This window comes from Hahella sp. CR1 (assembly GCF_029813005.1).
In the GTDB taxonomy this organism is placed as follows: Bacteria; Pseudomonadota; Gammaproteobacteria; order Pseudomonadales; family Oleiphilaceae; genus Hahella.
Window position 1 is genome coordinate 390,459 of sequence record NZ_JAPELK010000004.1, and the last position, 20,318, is coordinate 410,776.

At 56.6% G+C, this 20,318-nt stretch carries 17 protein-coding genes and 2 tRNA genes; 12 read left to right on the forward strand and 7 right to left on the reverse strand.

The genetic code is table 11. From position 1 onward, the window contains the following. Positions 1 to 26: 26 nt before the first annotated feature. Together ONV78_RS12360 and ONV78_RS12365 are read right to left on the reverse strand one after the other, a co-directional pair. Positions 27 to 103: transfer RNA gene (locus tag ONV78_RS12360), tRNA-Pro, on the reverse strand. Positions 104 to 128: 25 nt separating this feature from the next. Beyond that, positions 129 to 204 (reverse strand) — tRNA-Asn (locus ONV78_RS12365). 110 nt (positions 205 to 314) lie between these two features. On the opposite strand from ONV78_RS12365, the gene ONV78_RS12370 reads away from it, so the two are divergent. Further along, entirely contained in the window at positions 315 to 1,238 is a 924-nt protein-coding gene (locus ONV78_RS12370; RefSeq protein WP_279503431.1) for a universal stress protein, read from the forward strand. Positions 1,239 to 1,269: 31 nt separating this feature from the next. On the opposite strand, the gene ONV78_RS12375 is transcribed toward ONV78_RS12370, so the two are convergent. From ONV78_RS12375 to ONV78_RS12385, 3 genes are all read right to left on the reverse strand, one after another. Further along, complete coding sequence (locus ONV78_RS12375) at positions 1,270 to 3,219, reverse strand: methyl-accepting chemotaxis protein (RefSeq protein ID WP_279503433.1); 1,950 nt, start codon at positions 3,217 to 3,219, stop codon at positions 1,270 to 1,272. 23 nt (positions 3,220 to 3,242) lie between these two features. Then, positions 3,243 to 4,166 carry a hypothetical protein gene (locus ONV78_RS12380; RefSeq protein WP_279503435.1) on the reverse strand — a complete coding sequence of 308 codons (924 nt, stop codon included), beginning with the start codon at positions 4,164 to 4,166 and terminating at the stop codon, positions 3,243 to 3,245. A 75-nt stretch (positions 4,167 to 4,241) separates the two neighbouring features. Beyond that, on the reverse strand, positions 4,242 to 4,916 hold the full coding sequence (locus tag ONV78_RS12385) for an arylesterase (RefSeq protein ID WP_279503437.1): 675 nt from the start codon (positions 4,914 to 4,916) through the stop codon (positions 4,242 to 4,244). Between ONV78_RS12385 and ONV78_RS12390 the strand changes: the two genes are divergently transcribed. Genes ONV78_RS12390 through ONV78_RS12405 form a run of 4 tightly spaced genes read left to right on the forward strand, consistent with a single transcriptional unit; the run spans position 4,915 to position 10,343 of the window. Further along, on the forward strand, positions 4,915 to 5,592 hold the full coding sequence (locus ONV78_RS12390; protein WP_216737267.1) for an ABC transporter ATP-binding protein: 678 nt from the start codon (positions 4,915 to 4,917) through the stop codon (positions 5,590 to 5,592). The genes ONV78_RS12385 and ONV78_RS12390 overlap by 2 nt on opposite strands. Beyond that, complete coding sequence (locus tag ONV78_RS12395) at positions 5,592 to 8,111, forward strand: FtsX-like permease family protein (protein ID WP_279503440.1); 2,520 nt, start codon at positions 5,592 to 5,594, stop codon at positions 8,109 to 8,111. Before ONV78_RS12390 ends, ONV78_RS12395 begins: the two co-directional genes overlap by 1 nt. 10 nt (positions 8,112 to 8,121) lie before the next feature. Further along, complete coding sequence (locus ONV78_RS12400) at positions 8,122 to 9,402, forward strand: hypothetical protein (protein WP_279503441.1); 1,281 nt, start codon at positions 8,122 to 8,124, stop codon at positions 9,400 to 9,402. Then, complete coding sequence (locus ONV78_RS12405; RefSeq protein WP_279503442.1) at positions 9,399 to 10,343, forward strand: alpha/beta hydrolase; 945 nt, start codon at positions 9,399 to 9,401, stop codon at positions 10,341 to 10,343. The genes ONV78_RS12400 and ONV78_RS12405 overlap by 4 nt, the downstream gene beginning before the upstream one ends. Here the strand turns inward: ONV78_RS12405 and ONV78_RS12410 are convergent. Then, a complete protein-coding gene (locus ONV78_RS12410; RefSeq protein ID WP_279503444.1) occupies positions 10,340 to 11,830 on the reverse strand; it encodes a M48 family metalloprotease in 1,491 nt (496 codons plus the stop codon). The two genes, ONV78_RS12405 and ONV78_RS12410, sit on opposite strands and share 4 nt — an antisense overlap. Before the next feature lie 139 nt (positions 11,831 to 11,969). Between ONV78_RS12410 and ONV78_RS12415 the strand changes: the two genes are divergently transcribed. From ONV78_RS12415 to ONV78_RS12425, 3 genes are all read left to right on the forward strand, one after another. After that, positions 11,970 to 12,683, forward strand: a complete 714-nt coding sequence (locus ONV78_RS12415; RefSeq protein ID WP_216737263.1) for a DUF599 domain-containing protein — start codon at positions 11,970 to 11,972, stop codon at positions 12,681 to 12,683. A gap of 140 nt (positions 12,684 to 12,823) precedes the next feature. Further along, complete coding sequence (locus ONV78_RS12420; RefSeq protein ID WP_279503447.1) at positions 12,824 to 13,315, forward strand: PaaI family thioesterase; 492 nt, start codon at positions 12,824 to 12,826, stop codon at positions 13,313 to 13,315. Between the two features lie 2 nt (positions 13,316 to 13,317). Continuing rightward, positions 13,318 to 13,752, forward strand: coding sequence for a PaaI family thioesterase (locus tag ONV78_RS12425; protein ID WP_206618130.1), 435 nt, complete (start codon positions 13,318 to 13,320; stop codon positions 13,750 to 13,752). A gap of 130 nt (positions 13,753 to 13,882) precedes the next feature. Here the strand turns inward: ONV78_RS12425 and xseA are convergent, their stop codons facing one another. Next, on the reverse strand, positions 13,883 to 15,217 hold the full coding sequence (gene xseA / locus ONV78_RS12430; RefSeq protein ID WP_279503448.1) for an exodeoxyribonuclease VII large subunit: 1,335 nt from the start codon (positions 15,215 to 15,217) through the stop codon (positions 13,883 to 13,885). A gap of 167 nt (positions 15,218 to 15,384) precedes the next feature. On the opposite strand from xseA, the gene guaB reads away from it, so the two are divergent. The 4 genes from guaB (at position 15,385) to galE (ending at position 20,301) form a co-directional block, all read left to right on the forward strand. Then, positions 15,385 to 16,857, forward strand: coding sequence for an IMP dehydrogenase (gene guaB, locus ONV78_RS12435; RefSeq protein WP_253938356.1), 1,473 nt, complete (start codon positions 15,385 to 15,387; stop codon positions 16,855 to 16,857). Positions 16,858 to 17,039: 182 nt separating this feature from the next. Further along, positions 17,040 to 18,620, forward strand: a complete 1,581-nt coding sequence (gene guaA / locus ONV78_RS12440) for a glutamine-hydrolyzing GMP synthase (RefSeq protein ID WP_216737260.1) — start codon at positions 17,040 to 17,042, stop codon at positions 18,618 to 18,620. A gap of 123 nt (positions 18,621 to 18,743) precedes the next feature. Continuing rightward, complete coding sequence (tadA, locus tag ONV78_RS12445; protein WP_127969294.1) at positions 18,744 to 19,268, forward strand: tRNA adenosine(34) deaminase TadA; 525 nt, start codon at positions 18,744 to 18,746, stop codon at positions 19,266 to 19,268. 43 nt (positions 19,269 to 19,311) lie between these two features. Beyond that, positions 19,312 to 20,301: a UDP-glucose 4-epimerase GalE gene (gene galE, locus ONV78_RS12450; RefSeq protein WP_216737259.1), complete on the forward strand. Its 990-nt coding sequence runs from the start codon at positions 19,312 to 19,314 to the stop codon at positions 20,299 to 20,301. Positions 20,302 to 20,318 lie beyond the last annotated feature (17 nt).

Consider the following 20,318-nt stretch of genomic DNA (forward strand, 5'->3'; position numbering starts at 1 on the left):
GAAAAACAAGAAGGGAAGTGAAAAAGTGGTCGGGGTAGAGAGATTCGAACTCCCGACATCCTGCTCCCAAAGCAGGCGCGCTACCAGACTGCGCTATACCCCGAATGATCTTGACGATCCGAAAAGTTTGGCTCCCCGAGCTGGACTCGAACCAGCGACCCAATGATTAACAGTCATTTGCTCTACCAACTGAGCTATCGGGGAACGTCATTTTCGAGGCCGCAATAATAATGAGATGGGACTATCTCGTCAACCTTTTCTATTATTAAAAACGAAGGAAGTTGAAAAAAATTTTAAATCGCTGGGGAGAGGCTATGGAAATCAAGAAGCTGGCGGAGATTAAAAAGATATTGCTGGTTGTGGACCCGACCAAGGAAAGGCAGGAAGTCATTCCCCGTACGATTCGTCTCGCCAAGGCGCTGGGCGCGGAAGTGGAGCTGATGGTGGCGGAATATCAGCGGGCGTTGGAATCCAGCTATCCCTTCGACGCCAAGGCGCTCAGTTCGGCGAAAGAAAGTTGTCTGGCCAGTCGTGAACGCTGGCTGGAGGCTTTTGCGGAGCAGATGCGCGCGCATGGTATCGCCGTCACTCAGCATGTGCGCTGGGAGAAGCCTCTCTATAAAGCGGTGGTGGAGCGTTGCCGGGAGACGCAGGCGCAATTGATCATCAAAGCCACTCACCATCACTCGATTCTGCAGCGGGCGTTATTCACCAATACGGACTGGCATTTGATGCGGGATGCGGATGCGCCGATCTGGTTTGTGCGGGAAGAGCACCGCTGGGACGGGCATATCCAAGTGTTGGCGGCGGTGGACCCGATTGAGACGGAAGGCTCCATCAATAATCTGAACCCACGCATCCTGGATATCGCCCACGAAATTTCCTGCCGCTTGCCTGCGGAGTTGAATGTCGTGCATGCTTATGAGCCGATTCCCACCGGCATGCTGGTGGAGTTTGACGCCATCGTCGCCGATTACGAAGAATATCGCGAGAAAGTGAAATCCAAGCACCAAAAGGCGCTGGATCGTCTGTTAGAGAGCTATGTGGAGTCAAGCACGCACGTGTTTTTCGAAGAAGGCTCGCCGGAGAAAGTGCTGCCCGCCTGCGTCAATCAGCATGGCCATGATCTGGTGGTCATGGGGGCGGTATCCCGCAGCGGCGTCGACCGCATTTTTATCGGCAGCACTGCGGAGCGCGTGCTGGATAATCTGGAGTGCGATGTTCTCGTCATCAAATAGCAGCGTCCGCTGGCGGCGCAGCCTACTGCACCTAACAGGTCTTGAAGCGGCCGACGTTTTCCTGCAACTGCGATGACAGTTGATTGATATTCTCGCTGTTGGATGAGGTGGTGTTCACCTGCCGCCAGCTTTCATCCAGCAACGTCTCCAAGGTATGCATGCTTTGCGCGATGCCTTCCGCGTGCTTGGCCTGCTCTTCGGTGGTTTTGGCTACCTGGTCGATCAGATCGCTGGCCTCTGCAATGCCGCTGTTGGTTTGATCCACGGTGACAGCCAATGTACTCATCTGCGAGACGCTGTTCTGCGTCATGCTGTTGCTCAGATTGATCATCTTTTCCGTTTCTTCGGCGTCTTTTTGCAGGCCTTCCATGATTTCGCGGATTTCTTCAGTGGAGTCCCGGGTGCGTAACGCCAACTGTCTGACTTCATCCGCCACCACGGCGAAGCCGCGGCCATGCTCGCCGGCGCGGGCGGCTTCGATCGCCGCGTTCAGCGCAAGCAGGTTGGTTTGCTCGGCGATATTGTTGATGACCTGCAGCACTTCTGAGACTTTCTGGCTGCTGCTGGCCAGGCGTTGCATGGAGGCGTAGGAGGTCTCCATTTGCTGGGCCAGTCGGGAGAGCGTGTCGGTGTTGTTTTGCAGCAGACGTTTTCCATTGTCCGACTGCGAGGCGATAGACTGGGCGATTTCCAGCAATTTGCCCGCCTGTTGCGCAATGTCCCGGAAACTGTGAGAGATCAGTTGGGTGGATTCGGAGACAGTGACAAATTCGGCTTTTTGCTGCTCCAGACAGTTTTCGCCCTGATGAGCCACATCCTGCAAGGATTCCGCGGACTGCCCCAGCTCCTGAGACTTGTCATTGATGCTGATGCATATCTGCTGAATGAGTTCGACGAAACGGTTGAAAGCCCGGGCAAGCCGGCCAAGCTCGTCCTGCCCCAGATAGGTCAGGCGTCGGGTGAGGTCGCCGCCGCCCTGGGCGATGTCCTCCATGGTGGCGACTACATCTTTGATGGGTTTGCTGATCAGCCGCGACACCAGCGCGGTCAACACCGTGGAAATGACCAGCGTCACCACCAGAAACAGCAGCATTTTCACAATATTGGAATCCAGTGATTCCGCGATGTAGCCGCTGACGCTGCGCAAGTCGCTCCAGATGCTGGCTTGCTCTTCCGCCACTATGTTGAGGGTGTCGTTGACCAAAGGACGCAGCTCGCTATCCAGAAGACTGTTTTGGCTGCGCGCCACGTCGAAGATGGTTTTGGCCTTGCTCTCAAATTCTTTCACCAGTCCGTCGATCTCTCCTATCCACTTTTGATGTTCCGGTTTGCGCAGATGTTTCTTCAGGTCGATCACGGCGTTTTGCGCCCCGTAGATCTCCATCAGGAAGGCGTCGGTCTCAGTAGGGGAACCGGTGCGCAGGAAGGCGTTCAGATTGATGAGGGCGGCTTGTATGTGATTGCTGACCAGAATGGTCCATTGGATCAACACCTGGGCGCTGGAGGGGTCAAGCGTTACCCTGATATTGTTGGATAACTCCAGGGTTTTCGGCACAAGGGTTTCCTGCACCGTGGCGATGCCGCTGCGTAGCTCGCGGTTTTTCGGCAGCAGGTTGCTGCGAAACAAATCGTCGATGCGCAGGCTGGCGGTTTGCAGGGCGTCAGCGCTTTTCAGTTTGGTGAAATTGGCGTCGGAGAAATATTCTTGCGCCTGCGCGCTGGCCTGATTGTACTCCTCCAGTGTTTTATCCGTCGGCGTGCGTAGATATTGCTGTTGCAGGCTGGCGCGGGTGGACAGATTGGCGCTGAGATCGCTGGTCAGGCGCGCTGTCGGCTCGATGACGGTGGAGAAGTGATTGGCGCGAGTGGTGATTTCCCGCAGCGATGCGATCACCATCAGCGCATAGGCCAGCAACAGGATCAGTATCAGCGCTGGAACCAGGCTCAACTTCAGCATCAATGGAAGATTCTGCAGACGCATTCCGCACCTCAGTTGTTACATCGCTATTGGCCAGCCGGAGTCATACCGCTCAGCAGGCTTATCAGCAAATCATGGATTTTTTTCGCTTGCGCATACAGGCTGTTCAGGGAAGCGTTGGCTTCTCCTGATGGCGCCGGGCTGCGCTGCTCAATATTGAGGCCGGCTTTCATGCGATGGATCTCCGCCAGCACGCTGCGCGCGCCGTCGTAAGCATCCAGCACGGTCAAGGCGCCGCTGGGGATGGCTTCCGGACTGGTGGGCTCCACCTCCAGATTGCGTTGCAGCCTGCCAAGCAGATGGTAGTCCTGGTACAGCGCAAGCATCACGTCACGCACGCTCTTATCGCTGTACTGATTCTTCTGCGGCTCGGTAAATTTAAGGTTCTGCGCCCGGGCCAGCAGCTTCAGCTCATCTTCGATCAACTTGAATTGTTTTTGCGTATCGCCGATGTCCGGCGGCGGCGCCAGCACGGACAACACGTTGGTGAGCTTCCACAAACTTTGATAAACATCGGCGCCGGACTTGCCCAAAGGGCGTTCGAACTCTGCTTCCGTACTGATGGACTTGGCCTCCAGAATGGCGTTGAGGCCCTGGTCCGCTTGCTCTAACAGATCGTATACGTCTTTAGGTCTGAAAATCTGGAAGGGGAGTTGCTTATCTTCGATGGGAGTCAGGTTATTCAACGTCATCAACTGACGAATTTGCGCATAGGCGTCCAGCGCCTTCGCGTAGACCTGGTTGGGCAGCTTGTCCTGAAATACCGGTGCGTCAGATTCATCAACAGATTTGTTCTGGGCGGCGATCAGGCGCTGGGCCTTGATCTGCATCTGTTCGCTGATCTGGAAGACGTTGTTGTTATTGATTATCGCCGCGCCGACATGGCCGCTGAACGCCCACGCCGCCAGCAGACACAACAACCATCCCGGTCGAATCCGCGGGATCACCATATAGCCGGCCTCAATAGTATGACTTACTTTAAGACTAGCAATAGCTATAAAGAGTGCAAATAAGCGTCGCTTGGATCAATGACTTAGCAGAGAATTTAAATGCGGCAACACATTTTCCACCAGTTGCGGCTGGCCCTTGGCGTTGGGGTGAATGCCGTCAGATTGCATCAAACTGGGATCAAGCGCGACGTTATCCAGAAGGAAGGGTACTAACGTGACTTTTTGTTCACTAGCCAGGTCTTGGTAGATCTGATGGAATCCTTCAGCATAGGCCGGTCCATAGTTGGGCGGAATGCGCATGCCGATCAGCATGGCCTTTGCCCCGGCTTCAGCGATGCTTTCCAGCATGGCCGCCAGATTGTTTTTAATGATGTTGAGGGGAAAGCCGCGCAACCCGTCGTTGCCGCCCAGCTCCAGCAGGACGATATCCGGTTTGTGATCCTTCAATAACGCTGACAGGCGGGCGCGACCGCCACCGGTGGTTTCTCCGGAAATGCTGGCGTTGATCAAAGTGAGGTTGGGGTGGGTGGCGCGCAGCTCGTTTTCCATCAGCGTGATCCAGCCGGATTCCAGCGGGATGCCGTAAGCGGCGCTGAGACTGTCCCCCAGCACGACGATTTTTACCGGCTGCGATTTATCTGTGACAGCCTGTGCGATAGGGCTTACCATCAGGCAGCAGAGCGCGAACAAAGTCCAGATGGACTTGATGACATGATGTTGAAACAGATTGAGGAATGAGGTTGCTAGCATGACTTCGGTTGATGTGCTTGAGGTTAAATCGCTGACGAAAAGTGTCTCCAATGGTAGCGGTCGTCTGGACATATTGAAAGGCGTCGATTTGCAAATCAAGGTGGGGGAGTCGTTGGCGATTATCGGACGCTCTGGTTCCGGCAAGACCACTCTGCTGAGCATCATGGCGGGCCTTGATCTGCCGTCAGCCGGTCAGGTGCGTATGCTGGGCAAGGATCTGGCGCAGCTGGACGAAGATGGCCGCGCGGCAATTCGCGCTCAGCATGTCGGCTTCGTTTTTCAATCCTTTCAACTCATTCCCACCATGACTGCACTGGAGAACGTGATGTTGCCGCTGGATCTTGCCGGCGCGGCGGACAGCCGTGAGCGGGCGCGCCAGTGGCTGGATCGGGTTGGACTGCTGGAGCGGGAGGGGCATTATCCGCGTCAATTGTCCGGCGGCGAGCAACAGCGGGTTGCAGTGGCGAGGGCTTTCGCCACAGAGCCGGATATTCTGTTTGCGGATGAACCCACTGGAAATCTGGACCTGGAAACCGGACAGCACATCATGGATTTGCTGTTCGACCTGAACAGGCAGCATTCGACGACGTTGATTCTGGTCACTCATGACCGCGAACTGGCGGGCCGCTGCGGGCGTTCTCTCGCCCTGGATCAAGGCGTTCTGGAGGCCGCGTAATGACAGCTTCTACGCGATCGCTGCAACTCTGGCTGAGAGAGTGGCGACAGCCTTCATTCCGTTTGTTGTGGCTTGCGCTGTTTGTCGCCGTGCTGACGGTGGCGTCGATCACCGCTTTTACCGGGCGTCTGAAAGCCGTTTTTGATGACGGCGCTTCCCGCTTCCTCGGCGGCGATCAGGTGATCGAAAGCTCCGGTAATCTTTCTGACGCCTGGGTGAAAGAGGCGCAGCAATTGGGCTTGGATACGGCGTTTACGCTGGAATTCTCCACCATGCTGAACAGCGGCGACCAGTTTCAACTGGTCGCAGTCAAAGCGGTGGACGCAGGGTATCCGCTGAAAGGCGAAGTGGGTGTGGTGACTACGGCTGGCGCGCCATCGCAGGTTGTGAAGCAGGGGCCGGCGCAAGGCGAAGTCTGGCTGGCGCCAAGACTGTTCTCCCTGCTGGGCGTGCAGTTGGGGGACGCCGTCGGCGTTGGGCGTAAGCAGTTAAAAGTGACCGGGTTACTGACGAAAGAGCCTGACCCTTCTTTTTCCTTCATGAATGTCGCCCCCCGCGTTTTGATGAACTACGAGGATGTCGCCGCCACGGCGGTGGCGCAGCCTGGAAGCCGATTGAAATATCGCCTATTGCTGGCCGGCGACGAAGCGCGACTGGAGCAGTTCAATGCGGATATCGCGTCATCACTGACCGCCTCAGAGCGTATTGTCTCAGCGAAAGACGGTCGTCCAGCGGTGTCGCGGGCGATAGAGCGGGCTGAGCGTTATCTGTTATTAGGCGGTGTACTGGGCGTACTGCTGGCGGCGGTGGCGCTCACTGTCACTGCGCAGTACTACGCTCAACAACAGAAGGATACGGTAGCTCTGCTGAAAACCCTGGGGTGCCGCAGCGGTCAGCTACGCATGCGTTTTGCGTCACTGTTGTTAATTTCCGCCGTCACCGCGTCGATATTGGGTCTGGGATGCGGATTACTGTTTGAACAATGGGCGGTATGGGCCATGGGCGACATGCTGCCGCCGCTGCACACATCCCTGCCTCTGAACTGGATCTGGTTGCCGTTGCTGACACTGGCGATTGTGCTGGCGGCGTTCGCCTGGCCGGTGTTTCGGGCTCTGGCCAAACAGCCCCCCATGTTTATCCTGCGGCAGGCGGCGGCCAATGCGGACTTTCAGCGCATGCTCGGGTTCTCCAAGTCGCGCATGCTATCCGCTCTGATCGGCTTTGCGGCGTTGTTGATGGTCTACAGCGGCGAATTAACTATCGTTGCTGCTGTGTTGATCGGGTTGGCGGTGATGATCGCCGTGGCGGCCTGGCTCATGAAGATGTGGGTGAAGCTGCGTCCGCCGCGCCGCACGGTCACTCCAGGCGCTCTGCGGGCCGGCGCCGATCAGTTGAAGCGTCGCCCCTGGTCGACGGTGCCGCACGTATTGGCGCTGGGTAGCGCTTGGGCTTTGCTGCTGACCCTGTTTCTGGTGCGAACGGAGTTGGTGGACAACTGGCGGGCGCAAATTCCGGAAAATGCGCCTAATCACTTCTTTATCAACATCGCTCCTTATGAAGTGGAGCCGATGCGAACTATGTTTGAGCAGAATCATATCGCTGCGGCGCCGTTGTATCCCATGGTGCGCGGCCGTCTGACTCACATCAACGGCGAGCTCGTGCGGACGGTGGTCAGCAAGGAGCGGGAAGTCGGCGCCTTGAATCGGGAGCTCAATCTAACCTGGATGGCGGATCTGCCGGAAGACAATCGAATCCTGAGCGGTACTTGGTGGGATGGGGCGTCAAGCGCGCAAGGCGGCGTTCCCGGCGTGTCCATTGAAAGCCAGTTGGCGCAGCGACTCGACGTGAAGTTGGGGGACTCTCTGACCTTTCAGATTGGCGGCGCCGCGTTGGAATCGAAAGTACAGAGCATCCGCAGCGTGCAGTGGGACAGCCTTAAGCCGAACTTTTATATGGCTTTTGCGCCCGGCGCGCTGGATGGCTTCGCCGCCACTTATCTGACCAGCGCTTACTTGAGTGATAATAAAACCGAGATGGTGAATCAGGTTAATCGCCAGTTTCCCACCGTGTCGGTGCTGGAATTGGATCAATTCGTGGTGAAAGTGCGGGAAGTCATCGCGCAGGTGTCGCTGGCGATCGAAGCGTTGCTGGCGCTGATTTTCGCGGCGGCGCTACTGGTGGTGGCGTCGTTGCTGGCGCGCGAAGCGCCTTCACGACGCGCGGAGACTGCGCTGTTTCGCGCGCTGGGCGCCCACCGGCGCGTCGTGATTGGCGCGACCGTAGGAGAGTTCAGCCTGATTGGCGCCTTTGCTGGCGTCATGGGCGTTATCGTGGCTGAGAGCGTGGCGGGATTTCTGCAATATCGCCTGTTTGAACTGCCTTTTAGCCTGCACTGGGAATTGTGGTTGCTGGCGCCGTTAATCAGCGCTGCCGCGACGGCGGCGTACGCCTACTGGCGTCTAAGGGGCGCTCTGCTGGCGCCGCCTCACGCGACGTTGCAATCCGGCTTTGTGGAGTAGGCTGGCGTAAATGGCGGAGGCGAGTGCACAGGCGTACAAGCCCGGTAAGGCGATGGCCAAGTATCTGCGTGAGTACGCGGAAGCGGAAAGCCATGCGCTTGCGAGAATAGAAGGGCGGTGGCGCGGCGTGATAATCATCCCGGCGTTTGCGGAGGATTATGAGGGGCTTAAGCGCGTCGCCGCAGCTTTATCCCACGGCGATTGCTTGCAAATCTGGGTGATCAACGCGCCGGTGGCGGCGGACGCGGACGCATTGGCGACGACCAGAGCATGTTTGCGGCGCGCGCGAAGCGAAGGCCGCATCGTGTGGCGCCACGCCAATCTGGCGCTGCTGGAGATCGATGGCTCAGCTATTCTGCTGGTGGATCGGTGCGGCGAGGAAACTCTGATTCCCAAAGAGCTGGGGGTGGGGCTGGCCCGCAAAATAGGCGGCGACATAGCTTTGGCTTTGATCGCGGGCGGCCATCTGCAAACTACCTGGATTCACTTCACCGACGCTGACGCGGAGCTTCCTGCGGATTATCTCGAACAGGCTGCCCAAGCTGATGGCGGCGTGGCGCTGGTTTACCCGTTTCGCCATCGTGGCGAAGGCGACGACAGACAGCGACGCCTGATGCGAATTTATGAAAACAAGTTGCGCAGTTACGTGGTGGGCTTGCGGGCGGCGGGGTCTCCCTATGCGTATCACACTATCGGCAGCACATTAGCCTGTCGCGCGGACGCCTACGCCATGGTGCGAGGAATGCCTCTGCGTGCGGCGGGAGAAGACTTTTACCTGCTTAACAAGCTCGCCAAGTTGGGTACGGTGTTGCAGCCGACGGGCGAAGCAATTGTTTTAAGCGGGCGGCTGAGTAGCCGGGTTCCTTTTGGAACCGGACCAGCATTACAAACGGCGCTGGAAGGCGAGGGGACGATGGCCTTCTATCACCCGGCGACTTACCCCTGTTTGCGCATACTTCTGCAATCCGTGGCGATGCTGTGGCGTTTGCGGGAGCAGTCGGAAGCGGCGATATCGGAGCTTGCCGGGGCGCTAAACGCTTACACTGGGCGCGAGGATTTAGCCAACCAGGCTCTGGAGGCGTTCGCGGTCGCCGGAGCGGTGCGTCGTTTTGCTGCGCAATCCTCCACTGAGCAAGCCTTCCGTCGCCACTTTCACTGCTGGTTCGACGGATTTCAAACGTTGAAATGGATACACTGGTGGCGGGACAACCTGTACCCCAGTATCTACTGTGATCGCGACGAGCAAGTACGCGCTTTGATGAATGAAATAGAGGATAAGGACGAAGTATGAGCCAAGCCTCACTCTCTGGTATGGCCGATGTGCACATGGCGGCGCCGGAGTCTCTACTAATGACGTTGACTCCCTGGGAGTATGCCGCGGAGCCGGGAATGACGATTCGAGGCTGGCGCAGTCGCCCCTCAGGCAAACCAATACTGCACTTTATGCATGGCAACGGTTTCTGTGGATTAACCTATGAGCCTTTGTTGCGCCTGCTCGCCGAGCATTACGACTTGTTTCTCAGCGACGCGCAGGGACATGGCGACAGCGACGCCGGCGGGGCGTTTCGCGGCTGGAATGCAACGGCGGAAACCGCTTACGCCGCCTGGCGGCATTTTCGTGCGGATTATGGCGCGGTTCCGGCGCTAGGCATGGGACACAGTTTCGGCGGCGTGTTGACGACGCTGATCGCCGCGGCGCACCAGGATGCGTTTGATCAGGTGGTGGCGCTGGACCCGGTTTATTTCACTCCAACCATGTTGCGAGCGCTGACCGCTTATCGCTGGCTGCGATTACGCGCGCCCAACCCCTTGGCAGCGCGGGCGGAAAATCGACGTGACGGCTGGGACGACAGAGCGGCTGCGCGTGAGTATTTTGAGGGGCGCGGCATGCTCAAAGGGTGGCGCGCCGACGCATTGGAGGCTTATATCCAACATGCGCTGCAGGAAACTGATAAGGGATTGACCTTGAAGTGTCCACCACGTCTGGAAGCGGCGGTGTTCGCGACCTTCCCGGATAGGTTGTGGCCTTCGATCAAACTTGCGCGCCAACCCATGGCGATTATTTATGGAGAGAGTTCTTATCCGTTTGTCGTGAAATCCGCGCTGCGGGCGGCGTCAGTGAATCGTCGGGTGCGATTGCAGTCGCTTCCGGGCGGACATTGCTTTATGCAGGAAGATCCAGACGCCGCCTTAGCACATATCCTGGCTTTGGCGGCGTCCGCTGAGGGTTAGCGTAAACGGTAGCTATGCAGGCGGGTGAGCAGCGATAAATCCTTGCGCTGCGCCGCCTCAGTCGCAATGGCGCTGAATACTGGCTTTGCCTGTTGGCCGGGACTGGCGGGTCCCAGGGCAAGAGTATCCTGCTTCATGACCCAGCCGCTGGCGTTTATCAAGGCCACTTCGACTACAATATTGTTCACTTCCAGCGCACTTTGATTGCTATAGGTAATGAAGGCGCGCCCCTGCTTATCTTTCAGTGTCTGCAGTTGCAGATAACGCTCAGGATTCTTCGGTAAATCCAGACGCGATAGCTTCTGGCGCGCTTCCTGGCCGTAAGCCCCTGACGCCTCCGCCGCTGCGCTGTAATGGCTGATGGCGGCGGCGGAGTTATTGCTTTGCGCTTCAATATCGCCCAGCGCCAGGTTGGCTACTGAAGTCGGCAGTAACTCGTTGGCGCGGCGCAGATCCTGGGCGGCTCTGGCGCCATCTCCCATCTCTTTATAAGCCAGGCCGCGCTTGAGCGTGTGAGCGAAGTAATCCGGGTTCAGCGACACGGCCTTGTCATACTCTTTCAAAGCGGCGGACTCTTTATTCTGCTTTTTATAGATGTCGCCGCGCAGGGAGTAAAACATCGCTTCCTCCGGCTCCAGCTTGATGGCCTGATTGGCCCGTTGCAGCGCTTTGTCGGCGTCGCCCGCTTTCAGGGCCTGGACCCCCTCGTCGTAGGCGTCATAGGCGGGAACCGTTTTGCGCAGGCGCGCCGTCGCTTTCATGAAGGCGTCTTTGCCGCGATAGCTGGATTTGGGTAGCGTCAGCGCGGTGCGTCGATTTTCCTCCACGCGTTCAGGGGAGGGGGGATGTGAGGCGAACAAGCCTTCCAGCCAGTTCTGTGAATGCCCTTCAGCGAGCTTTACAAATAGTTGCTGCAGTTCCACTGCCGCCTGGGTGTCGTAACCGGCGGCGGCCATGTATTGCATGCCGTAGTGGTCGGACTCCAACTCATGATCGCGACCATATTTCGCCACCGCCATCGTGGCGCCCATGGCGGCTCCGCCTACTAATATGTCTCGATAGTCCTGATTGTCCAGCGCCAGTCCCAGGCCGGCCACGCCGGCTGAGATGAGTAAATTCGACTGCATGCGCTTGGCGCTGTGACGGGCGGCGGCGTGAACGATTTCGTGGCCGAGCACGGCGGCCAGTTGCGCCTCGTCATCCAGCTTCGCCAACAGGCCCCGGTTGATGGCGATCTTGCCGGAAGGCAGCGCCCAGGCGTTGGGAACAGAGTTATTCAACACCACGAATTCGTAGGGCAGGTCAGGGCGGTCGCTGACTTTGGCGAGTTTTTCCCCCACCTGGCGCACATAGAAGGTCAGCTCCGGATCAAGATAATACAGTCCGCCCTGGGATTGTTGTGCGGGTTGGTACTGTTCCTGTCCCAGGCTCATCTCCTGCTGCTCGCTGATGATCATGATCTCGCGCTTGCCGGTGACCGGGTTCACGCTGCATCCTTGCAGCAAGATCAGGATTAGGCACAGGCTACATGTAAAGAGGCGTAGCATTATCTTCTCCAAGCGTCTAAATGAATTTCTACAAAAAATGGTCAAAAATAATATCAAAGTATCTAACGATTAAGGTGTTATGAATCTACTGGATTATTTTGCTCTCGTCTGGTTCTTATTGAATTGCGTCGGTTACACCTATTATTCGGAGCACCGCGCTAAAACCCGGCCCTGCTTGTCCAATACGTTGGACCTGTATCGCGCCGACTGGATGCGTCGTACGCTGATGCGGGACGCTCGCATCGCCGACGCCTCCGTAGTGGGCAGCCTGGAGCGCAACGGCGCTTTCTTCGCATCCAGCAGCTTGTTGATCCTTGCGGGTTTGATCACTGCTATAGGGTATACGGACAAAGCCATGTCCGTCTTTAGTGATCTACCCTATATCGCCCAGACCGGCAAGTTCATGTGGGAACTCAAGCTGGTGGTGTTGTGCGCAGTGTTCGTGTATTCCTTTTTCAAATTCACCTGGTCAATGCGCCAATACAACTTCTGTGGCGTGCTGATCAGCAGCGCGCCGTTGACCTATGAGGACAAAGTCAGCTCCGGCGCGCGCGAGGCGCTGGCCCAGTCCGCCGCACGGGTGGCGAATCTGGCCGGGGATTCTTTTAACCTGGGTTTGCGTTCATACTATTACGGACTCGCCGTACTGACCTGGTTTATCCATCCGATATTGTTCATGGCGATAACCAGCGCAGTGGTGGCCATCCTGTTTCAACGGGAGTTCCGGTCCCGCGCTCTGAAAGCGCTGCGCGCCGGTAAAACCTTTGAGGATGCGGCGGCGGGGAAAGAGTAATCGCGGAGCGTCAGTTATGTATTGCATGTGACGTCGCCGCGGTTGAATCACTTCTGCGTTTAGGGCGATTGAGATTGATGAAATCGGTCGCCGCCACGCAGGACGTTCATTCAATTTATATAGCGACGGATAACTGAAACATGCAGCAGTACGAACCCTGGGAGAACGACGAGATTCGTTTCGGCCGGGTATCGAGGTTTCTGGATAGCCTTAATCAATGTCGAGAACTTGGCATCAAAGTGACTTGCGCCAATGCGGATGGCCTGGAGCTGGAACTGCCTTACAGCGAACACATCGTTGGCGACACCGATACGGGCGTCATTCATGGCGGCGCCATCACAACGTTGATGGATACCGCTTCCGGCGGCAGCGTATTGTGTTGTCTGCCCGAGCTGGAGTTATGTCCCACCCTGGATCTGCGGGTGGACTATATGCGTCCGGCGCAGCCCGGCAAAACGGTCTACGCGCGCGCGCGGTGTTATCGGGTGACCGGTACGATCGTCTTCACTCGCTGTGAAGCGTTTCAACGGGGCCCGGATACGACAGTGGCCAACTGCGTCGCCACGTTCATGCGGATTGGGCGTGATGCGTCCCCCGATTGGTTCTGGGAAAAGATCGAGGGCAGGAAGTAATCATGGAGTCTTTACAGCAACACGTCGCCCAGGCGCACCGCAGCGGCGACTACAACAAGCTTCTGGAACTGATTCCTTACGCCAGCACCCTTGGTGTGCGCTGTGAGCGTTTCGGTAATGAAGTGGTGTTTATTCTGCCCAAGCGGGAGCAGAATTTGGGCAATCCCATTTTGCCGGCGATTCACGGTGGCGTGATCGGTGGTTTCATGGAGTTGGCCGCCGCCTTCCATCTTGCCATTTTCCTGGAGATCGACACTTTTCCCCGGATTGTCGACTTTTCGTTGGACTATCTGCGTGCAGGTCTGTATCAGGAGACCTATGCGGAATGTAAGCTGACCCGTCGCGGCAACCGCGTCGCCAATGTCAGCGTCAGCGCATGGCAGAAGAAGCGAAAGGACCCGATTGCATTGGCGCGCGCGCACTTTTTGCTCGGCTGAGCCGCTTTATCGAGCCGCGGGTTGTCACCTGCGGCTTTTCCTTTATATACCTTCTTATATATGTTCTCGGTTTCCGAAGCTATTTTGGGGCTCGTCGCGCCAATGCGGAGTTTAACCTGAGCCTTCTTAGCTAGGCGGGGGCGATCACTTCGCAATGAATTTCACCGTCGCTGAGACGGGCTTTGACTTTTTGTCCCGTGCGCACTTCTTTCTCGCTGCGAATAATCTGGCCGTTTTCGTCAGAGACGATGGCGTATCCTCGCGCCAGGGTGGCGATAGGGCTGACCGCTTCCATGTGTCCGCACAACTTGGCGAAGTGCTGAGACTTGTGTCTTAACACAGACAGAACGGCGGTTTGCAAACGGTGATCAAGGGCGTCCACGGTGGCGTAGCGGTTTTTTAAGGATTGCTTGGGGCTGGACGCCAACAGGCGGTCATGTAGATGCATCAACTGATTGCGACGGGCGGATAGCAGGTTTTGCGCTTGCCGGTGCAGACGCATCTCCAGGTCATCCAGGCGTTGCGCGGATTCCTGCAGACGCCGACCAGGATGCTTGAGACGCTCCCGAAGCTGGTTGAGACGCATGCCTTCCTGGCGTAGCAGGCGCTGCGCGGCGGCCCCGAGCCTTTGTTCATAAACCAGAAAGCGGTGTTTCCACTCGGCCTGGTCCGGGCTGACTTTTTCCGCCGCAGCGGACGGCGTGGGCGCGCGCAGGTCGGCGACCAGATCGGCGATGGTGATGTCGGTCTCGTGGCCGACGGCGCTGACGATGGGAATAGCGCTCGCTGCGATGGCGCGGGCCACGGGTTCTTCATTAAAGGCCCACAGATCTTCCAGTGAGCCGCCGCCGCGGCCGACAATCAGCACATCGCAGGCATTAAGTCGGTTGGCGCTCGCTATCGCTGCGACGATAGCTGGTCCAGCCTCTTTGCCTTGAACTGGTACAGGGAACAGCAAGACGGGAATGGCAGGAAAGCGTCTTTTCAGTACGGTGAGAATATCGCGCACTGCCGCGCCGGTCGGAGAGGTAATCACGCCAACCTGCTTGGGCATGGCCGGTAATGGGCGCTTGCGGCTCTCTTCAAATAGCCCTTCACGGGATAGTTTGAGTTTCAGCTCCTCGAATGCGCGTCGCAGTTCGCCTTCTCCCGCCAGTTCCATACCTTCCGCAATCAACTGAAACTCGCCGCGTCCTTCATAAAGGCTGACTTTGGCGCGCAAAGTAACCGCCTCGCCATCCCGGGGGCGCTGTTTCACAAACATATTGCGATTGCGAAACATGGCGCAGCGCACCTGTGCTTTGTCGTCCTTTAGAGAGAAATACCAATGTCCTGAACTGGGGCAACTGAAGTTGGAGATTTCGCCCGTCACCCAGACTTGCATGAAGCTGACTTCCAAAAGTCGGCGCACTTGACGGTTTAATTCACTGACGGAAAGGGGAGAATGGGGGCTGAGTTCGCTCATTACGCTGTATTTTTATCCAACTCTGTGGCTTGTTTTGCCCATTTGCAGGCGAAATACGGAATTTCTTAGAGAAAAGCGGGTATTAGGGAAGTCCGTAAGTTTACTGATTATGCCTTAAAATTTATAATAGTCCGATTAACTTATTTGCAAGCAAAAAGGCGATTCATATGCTGCGCATAGCTCAAGAAGCGCTAACCTTCGACGACGTTCTCCTCATCCCCGGTTATTCTGAAGTCCTGCCCAAAGACGTCAGCCTGACCACCCGACTTACCCGCGACATCACGATCAACCTCCCCCTTGTCTCCGCCGCCATGGATACCGTAACGGAAGCCCGTTTGGCTATCGCATTGGCGCAGGAAGGCGGCATCGGCATTATTCATAAGAATATGACGATCGACCAACAAGCGGCGGAAGTGCGTACGGTGAAGAAATTTGAAAGTGGTGTGGTGAAAGACCCCATCACTGTTTCACCGAGCAACACGGTCAGTGAAGTCCGCGCTATCACCATGGCCAATAATATTTCTGGTCTGCCGGTGGTGGACGGTAAGGATCTGGTGGGCATTATCACCGGTCGCGACATCCGTTTTGAAAATAACCTGAACAAGAAAGTTCAGGAACTGATGACGCCAAAAGAGAAGCTGGTCACCGTCACCGAAGGTTACGACATGGAAACGGTGAAGAACCTGTTGCACCGCCACCGTATCGAAAAAGTGTTGGTGGTGAACAACGAGTTCGAGCTTAAGGGCTTGATCACGCTGAAAGATATTCAGAAGGCGCAGGACTACCCGCGCGCATCCAAGGACGAGCAAGGGCGTTTGCGCGTCGGCGCTGCGGTCGGTACTGGCGAAGGCACTGATGAGCGTATCGCTGCATTGGCCGCCGCTGGCGTAGACGTCATCGTGGTCGATACCGCGCACGGTCACTCTCTCGGTGTGTTAAATCGCGTGCGTTGGGTGAAGACTCATTTCCCTGAAGTACAGGTGATTGGCGGCAACATCGCCACGGGCGAAGCGGCTCTGGCGCTGGTGGAAGCTGGCGCAGACGGCGTCAAAGTGGGTATCGGCCCCGGTTCCATCTGTACTACCCGTATAGTCGCAGGTATCGGCGTACCTCAGATGTCAGCCATTGCGAATGTGGCGGCGGCCCTGAAAGACAGCGGCGTCCCCTTGATCGCAGACGGCGGCATCCGCTTCTCTGGCGATATCGCCAAAGCGATCGCCGCTGGCGCCTCCAGCGTCATGGTTGGCGGTCTGTTGGCGGGTACTGATGAATCTCCAGGTGAAGTGGAGCTGTATCAGGGCCGTAGCTACAAAGCCTATCGCGGCATGGGGTCTCTGGGCGCCATGGCGCAAAGCCAGGGCTCCAGCGACCGTTACTTCCAAGACGCCAGTTCAGGTGTTGAAAAACTGGTGCCGGAAGGCATTGAAGGTCGCGTCGCCAGCAAGGGGCCATTGACCAATGTCGTGCATCAGTTGATGGGTGGCCTGCGTTCCTCTATGGGATACACCGGCTGCGCAACAATTGAAGAAATGCGCACCAAGCCCCAGTTCACCCGCATTACCAACGCCGGCATCCATGAGAGCCACGTTCATGACGTGACGATCACCAAGGAAGCGCCTAACTACCGTTCAGGCGGATAGGGACGCTCGGGTTGAAGATGGCGCATATGCAATTCTCGTCAGGCTCGGCTCATAAACCGGGCCGCGAGGCGAGATTGCGCGCCTCGGCGCCCAGTGATAGCGGCTGGCGCCGAAAAGATGTTTTTTAAACTATGGCGGGGCTGAAAGGCCCCGCCCTTGTTTCTGTCTGAGGAAGGCTTCGAATGTCCGAAAATATTCATTCCCATCGTATTTTGATCCTGGATTTCGGTTCTCAATACACGCAGTTGATTGCACGCCGGGTTCGCGAAATCGGCGTTTACTGCGAAATTTACCCCTTCGATATGAGCGAAGCGGATATTCGCGAGTTCAATCCTAAAGGCGTGATCCTGGCTGGCGGCCCTGAGTCTGTGACGGAAATGGGTTCGCCGCGTGCGCCTGAGTGTCTGTTTGGCATGGATCTGCCTCTGTTGGGTATTTGCTATGGCATGCAGACCATGGCGGAACAGATGGGCGGCAAGGTTGCAGGTTCGAATGTGCGGGAGTTCGGCTATGCGCAGGTGAAGATCGAGCGCTCCGAAGACGGTTTATTTGAAAATATCAAAGATCATGTGGCGGACGACGGTAAGCCTTTGCTGGATGTCTGGATGAGCCATGGCGATAAAGTCGTGACTCTGCCGGAAAGCTTTGTGATTAGCGCCTCTACGCCCAGCGCGCCTATCGCTGCGATGCAGCATGAGAGCAAGCCCTGGTTTGGCGTGCAGTTCCACCCGGAAGTGACCCACACGCTACAGGGACGTCGCATGCTGGAGCGGTTCCTGGTGAATATCTGCGGATGTAAGCAACTGTGGACGCCTGGACGCATTATTGAAGACGCCATCACGCAGATTCGTAATCAAGTGGGGCAGGACAAGGTGCTGCTGGGTCTGTCCGGCGGCGTGGACTCCTCAGTGGTTGCGGCGCTGCTGCATCGCGCTATCGGCGATCAGCTGACTTGCGTATTCGTGGACAATGGTCTGCTGCGTTTGAATGAAGGCGATCAGGTCATGGACATGTTCGCCAAGAATATGGGCATCAAAGTTGTGCGCGCCAATGCGCAGGAACAGTTTTTGAGCAAGCTGGCGGGTGAAAACGATCCGGAGCGCAAGCGCAAGATCATCGGCCATACTTTCATTGAAGTATTTGATGAAGAAGCCGCCAAGATCAAAGACGTGAAGTGGCTGGCGCAAGGCACTATCTACCCTGACGTCATTGAGTCCGCTGCAGCGAAAACCGGTAAAGCCCATGTCATAAAATCCCACCACAATGTTGGCGGATTGCCGGAAGACATGGAGATGCAACTGGTTGAGCCTTTGCGTGAGCTATTCAAGGACGAAGTCCGTAAGATCGGTCTGGAGCTGGGCCTCCCTTACGATATGGTATATCGCCACCCCTTCCCGGGACCGGGGCTGGGCGTGCGTATTCTTGGCGAAGTGAAGAAAGAATATGCGGATATTCTGCGCGAAGCGGACGCGATCTTCATCGAAGAGCTACATCACGCGGAGCTATATCACAAGGTGTCGCAGGCGTTTGCAGTGTTTCTGCCGGTTAAGTCGGTTGGCGTAGTCGGAGACGCTCGTCGTTATGAATACGTCATCGCGCTGAGAGCGGTGGAAACCATCGACTTTATGACGGCTCGCTGGGCGCATCTGCCTTATGAACTATTGGAAAAGATCTCCAATCGTATTATTAATGAGATTTCCGGCGTGTCACGGGTGGTTTATGACGTTTCGTCCAAACCGCCTGCTACTATTGAGTGGGAATAATCACACTGATAGTAATCTGTTAATCGGAATAGCCTAGAGGGATTTGTCCCCATATAGAAGGAGCCTGAGGGCTCCTTTTTGTCGGAAGGTCCCTGGCGAAATTTGTAAAGTTGAAAGAGTAATATGCAGGACGGTTTTGATTCGTTTCCCGGGAAACCGGATGAGGACGAATACTGGATGCGGCGGGCGCTTGGCCTGGCGGCGCAGGCGCTGGCGTATGACGAAGTGCCGGTGGGCGCCATTCTGGTGCGGGACGGTCAGGTGTTGGGGGAAGGGTGGAATCAGCCTATCCGCAGCCATGACCCTACCGCTCATGCGGAAATCAGTGCGATTCGCAAAGCGTCCGCGGTAGCGGGGAATTACCGCTTGCCGGGCTCCACGTTGTATGTGACGCTGGAGCCTTGCGTCATGTGTCTCGGCGCGCTGGTGCATGCGCGCGTGTCCAGACTGGTGTTTGGCGCCTATGAACCCAAAGCCGGCGCCGTATGCAGTAGCAGCCGCCTGCTGGATGAGCATAACTTTAACTGGAAACTGGAATGGACCGGCGGCGTGCTGGAACAACCCTGTTCGCAACTTCTCAGTGGTTTTTTTCAGCGCCGGCGTTCTGAAGCCAAAGACGAGCGACGGAAGCAACAGCCATCCTCTTAAGAATTCAGCTAACCTCAATGAAAATATTTAAGGATACGGATTAATGAAAGTATTAGTTACAGGCGGCGCCGGCTATATCGGCAGTCACGTAGTGCGTCAGTTGGGCGAAGCCGGGCATGACATCGTAGTGTACGACAACCTGTCCACCGGCCACCCCTGGGCTGTCACTTACGGCGAACTGGTGCAGGCGGACCTGGCGGATACAGACGCGCTGGATGCGGTGTTCGAGAAAGGGCAGTTTGAGGCGGTGTTGCACTTCGCCGCCAACATTGTGGTGCCGGAGTCGGTAGAGAATCCGCTTAAGTACTACAGCAACAATACCCGTAATACGCTCAATCTGTTGGGCGCGATTCAGAAGCACAAAGTTCCTTACATGGTGTTCTCTTCCACGGCGGCGGTCTATGGCATGCCGGAGAACACGATGATTACCGAAGAAACGCCGTTGATGCCGATTAATCCTTACGGCGCTTCCAAGATGATGAGTGAGCGCATGATTCAGGATCTGGCGTTCGCAACCGACCTCAACTACACCATTCTGCGTTATTTCAATGTGGCGGGCGCTGACCTGGAGAGCCGCATCGGCCAGGCGACGCCGGAAGCGACTCACTTGATCAAAGTGGCCTGTGAATGCGTACAGGGCGTGCGCGCCGGTATGAAAGTATTCGGTACTGACTACGATACCCGCGACGGCACCTGTATCCGTGACTACATCCACGTAGATGATCTGGCCAAAGCCCACGTGATGGCGCTGGATCATATGAAGGCGGGCGGCGGCTCCAATATTTTCAATTGCGGCTACGGACGCGGCTTCACCGTGAAAGAAGTGATTGATGTCGTGAAAGCGGAGTCCGGCAAAGACTTCCCGGTTGAGGAAGTTGACCGTCGCGCAGGCGACCCTGACGCGCTGGTGGCGATGAACGATAAAATCAAATCTGTCCTGGGCTGGAAGCCCGATCATGATGATCTGAATGTCATCGTTAAGTCCGCTTTGAATTGGGAAGCGGTCTGGCAGAACAAACAGAAAGAGATCTGAGATTAAGCAATAGGAAC

Excerpts from the sequence above, each read along its gene's own strand:
- ONV78_RS12370 (WP_279503431.1), top strand. The coding sequence starts at position 315 with ATGGAAATCAAGAAGCTGGCGGAGATTAAAAAGATATTGCTGGTTGTG.
- ONV78_RS12375 (WP_279503433.1), bottom strand. The coding sequence starts at position 3,219 with ATGCGTCTGCAGAATCTTCCATTGATGCTGAAGTTGAGCCTGGTTCCA.
- ONV78_RS12380 (WP_279503435.1), bottom strand. The coding sequence starts at position 4,166 with ATGGTGATCCCGCGGATTCGACCGGGATGGTTGTTGTGTCTGCTGGCG.
- ONV78_RS12390 (WP_216737267.1), top strand. The coding sequence starts at position 4,915 with ATGACTTCGGTTGATGTGCTTGAGGTTAAATCGCTGACGAAAAGTGTC.
- ONV78_RS12385 (WP_279503437.1), bottom strand. The coding sequence starts at position 4,916 with ATGCTAGCAACCTCATTCCTCAATCTGTTTCAACATCATGTCATCAAG.
- ONV78_RS12395 (WP_279503440.1), top strand. The coding sequence starts at position 5,592 with ATGACAGCTTCTACGCGATCGCTGCAACTCTGGCTGAGAGAGTGGCGA.
- ONV78_RS12400 (WP_279503441.1), top strand. The coding sequence starts at position 8,122 with ATGGCGGAGGCGAGTGCACAGGCGTACAAGCCCGGTAAGGCGATGGCC.
- ONV78_RS12405 (WP_279503442.1), top strand. The coding sequence starts at position 9,399 with ATGAGCCAAGCCTCACTCTCTGGTATGGCCGATGTGCACATGGCGGCG.
- ONV78_RS12415 (WP_216737263.1), top strand. The coding sequence starts at position 11,970 with ATGAATCTACTGGATTATTTTGCTCTCGTCTGGTTCTTATTGAATTGC.
- ONV78_RS12420 (WP_279503447.1), top strand. The coding sequence starts at position 12,824 with ATGCAGCAGTACGAACCCTGGGAGAACGACGAGATTCGTTTCGGCCGG.
- ONV78_RS12425 (WP_206618130.1), top strand. The coding sequence starts at position 13,318 with ATGGAGTCTTTACAGCAACACGTCGCCCAGGCGCACCGCAGCGGCGAC.
- xseA (WP_279503448.1), bottom strand. The coding sequence starts at position 15,217 with ATGAGCGAACTCAGCCCCCATTCTCCCCTTTCCGTCAGTGAATTAAAC.
- guaB (WP_253938356.1), top strand. The coding sequence starts at position 15,385 with ATGCTGCGCATAGCTCAAGAAGCGCTAACCTTCGACGACGTTCTCCTC.
- guaA (WP_216737260.1), top strand. The coding sequence starts at position 17,040 with ATGTCCGAAAATATTCATTCCCATCGTATTTTGATCCTGGATTTCGGT.
- tadA (WP_127969294.1), top strand. The coding sequence starts at position 18,744 with ATGCAGGACGGTTTTGATTCGTTTCCCGGGAAACCGGATGAGGACGAA.
- galE (WP_216737259.1), top strand. The coding sequence starts at position 19,312 with ATGAAAGTATTAGTTACAGGCGGCGCCGGCTATATCGGCAGTCACGTA.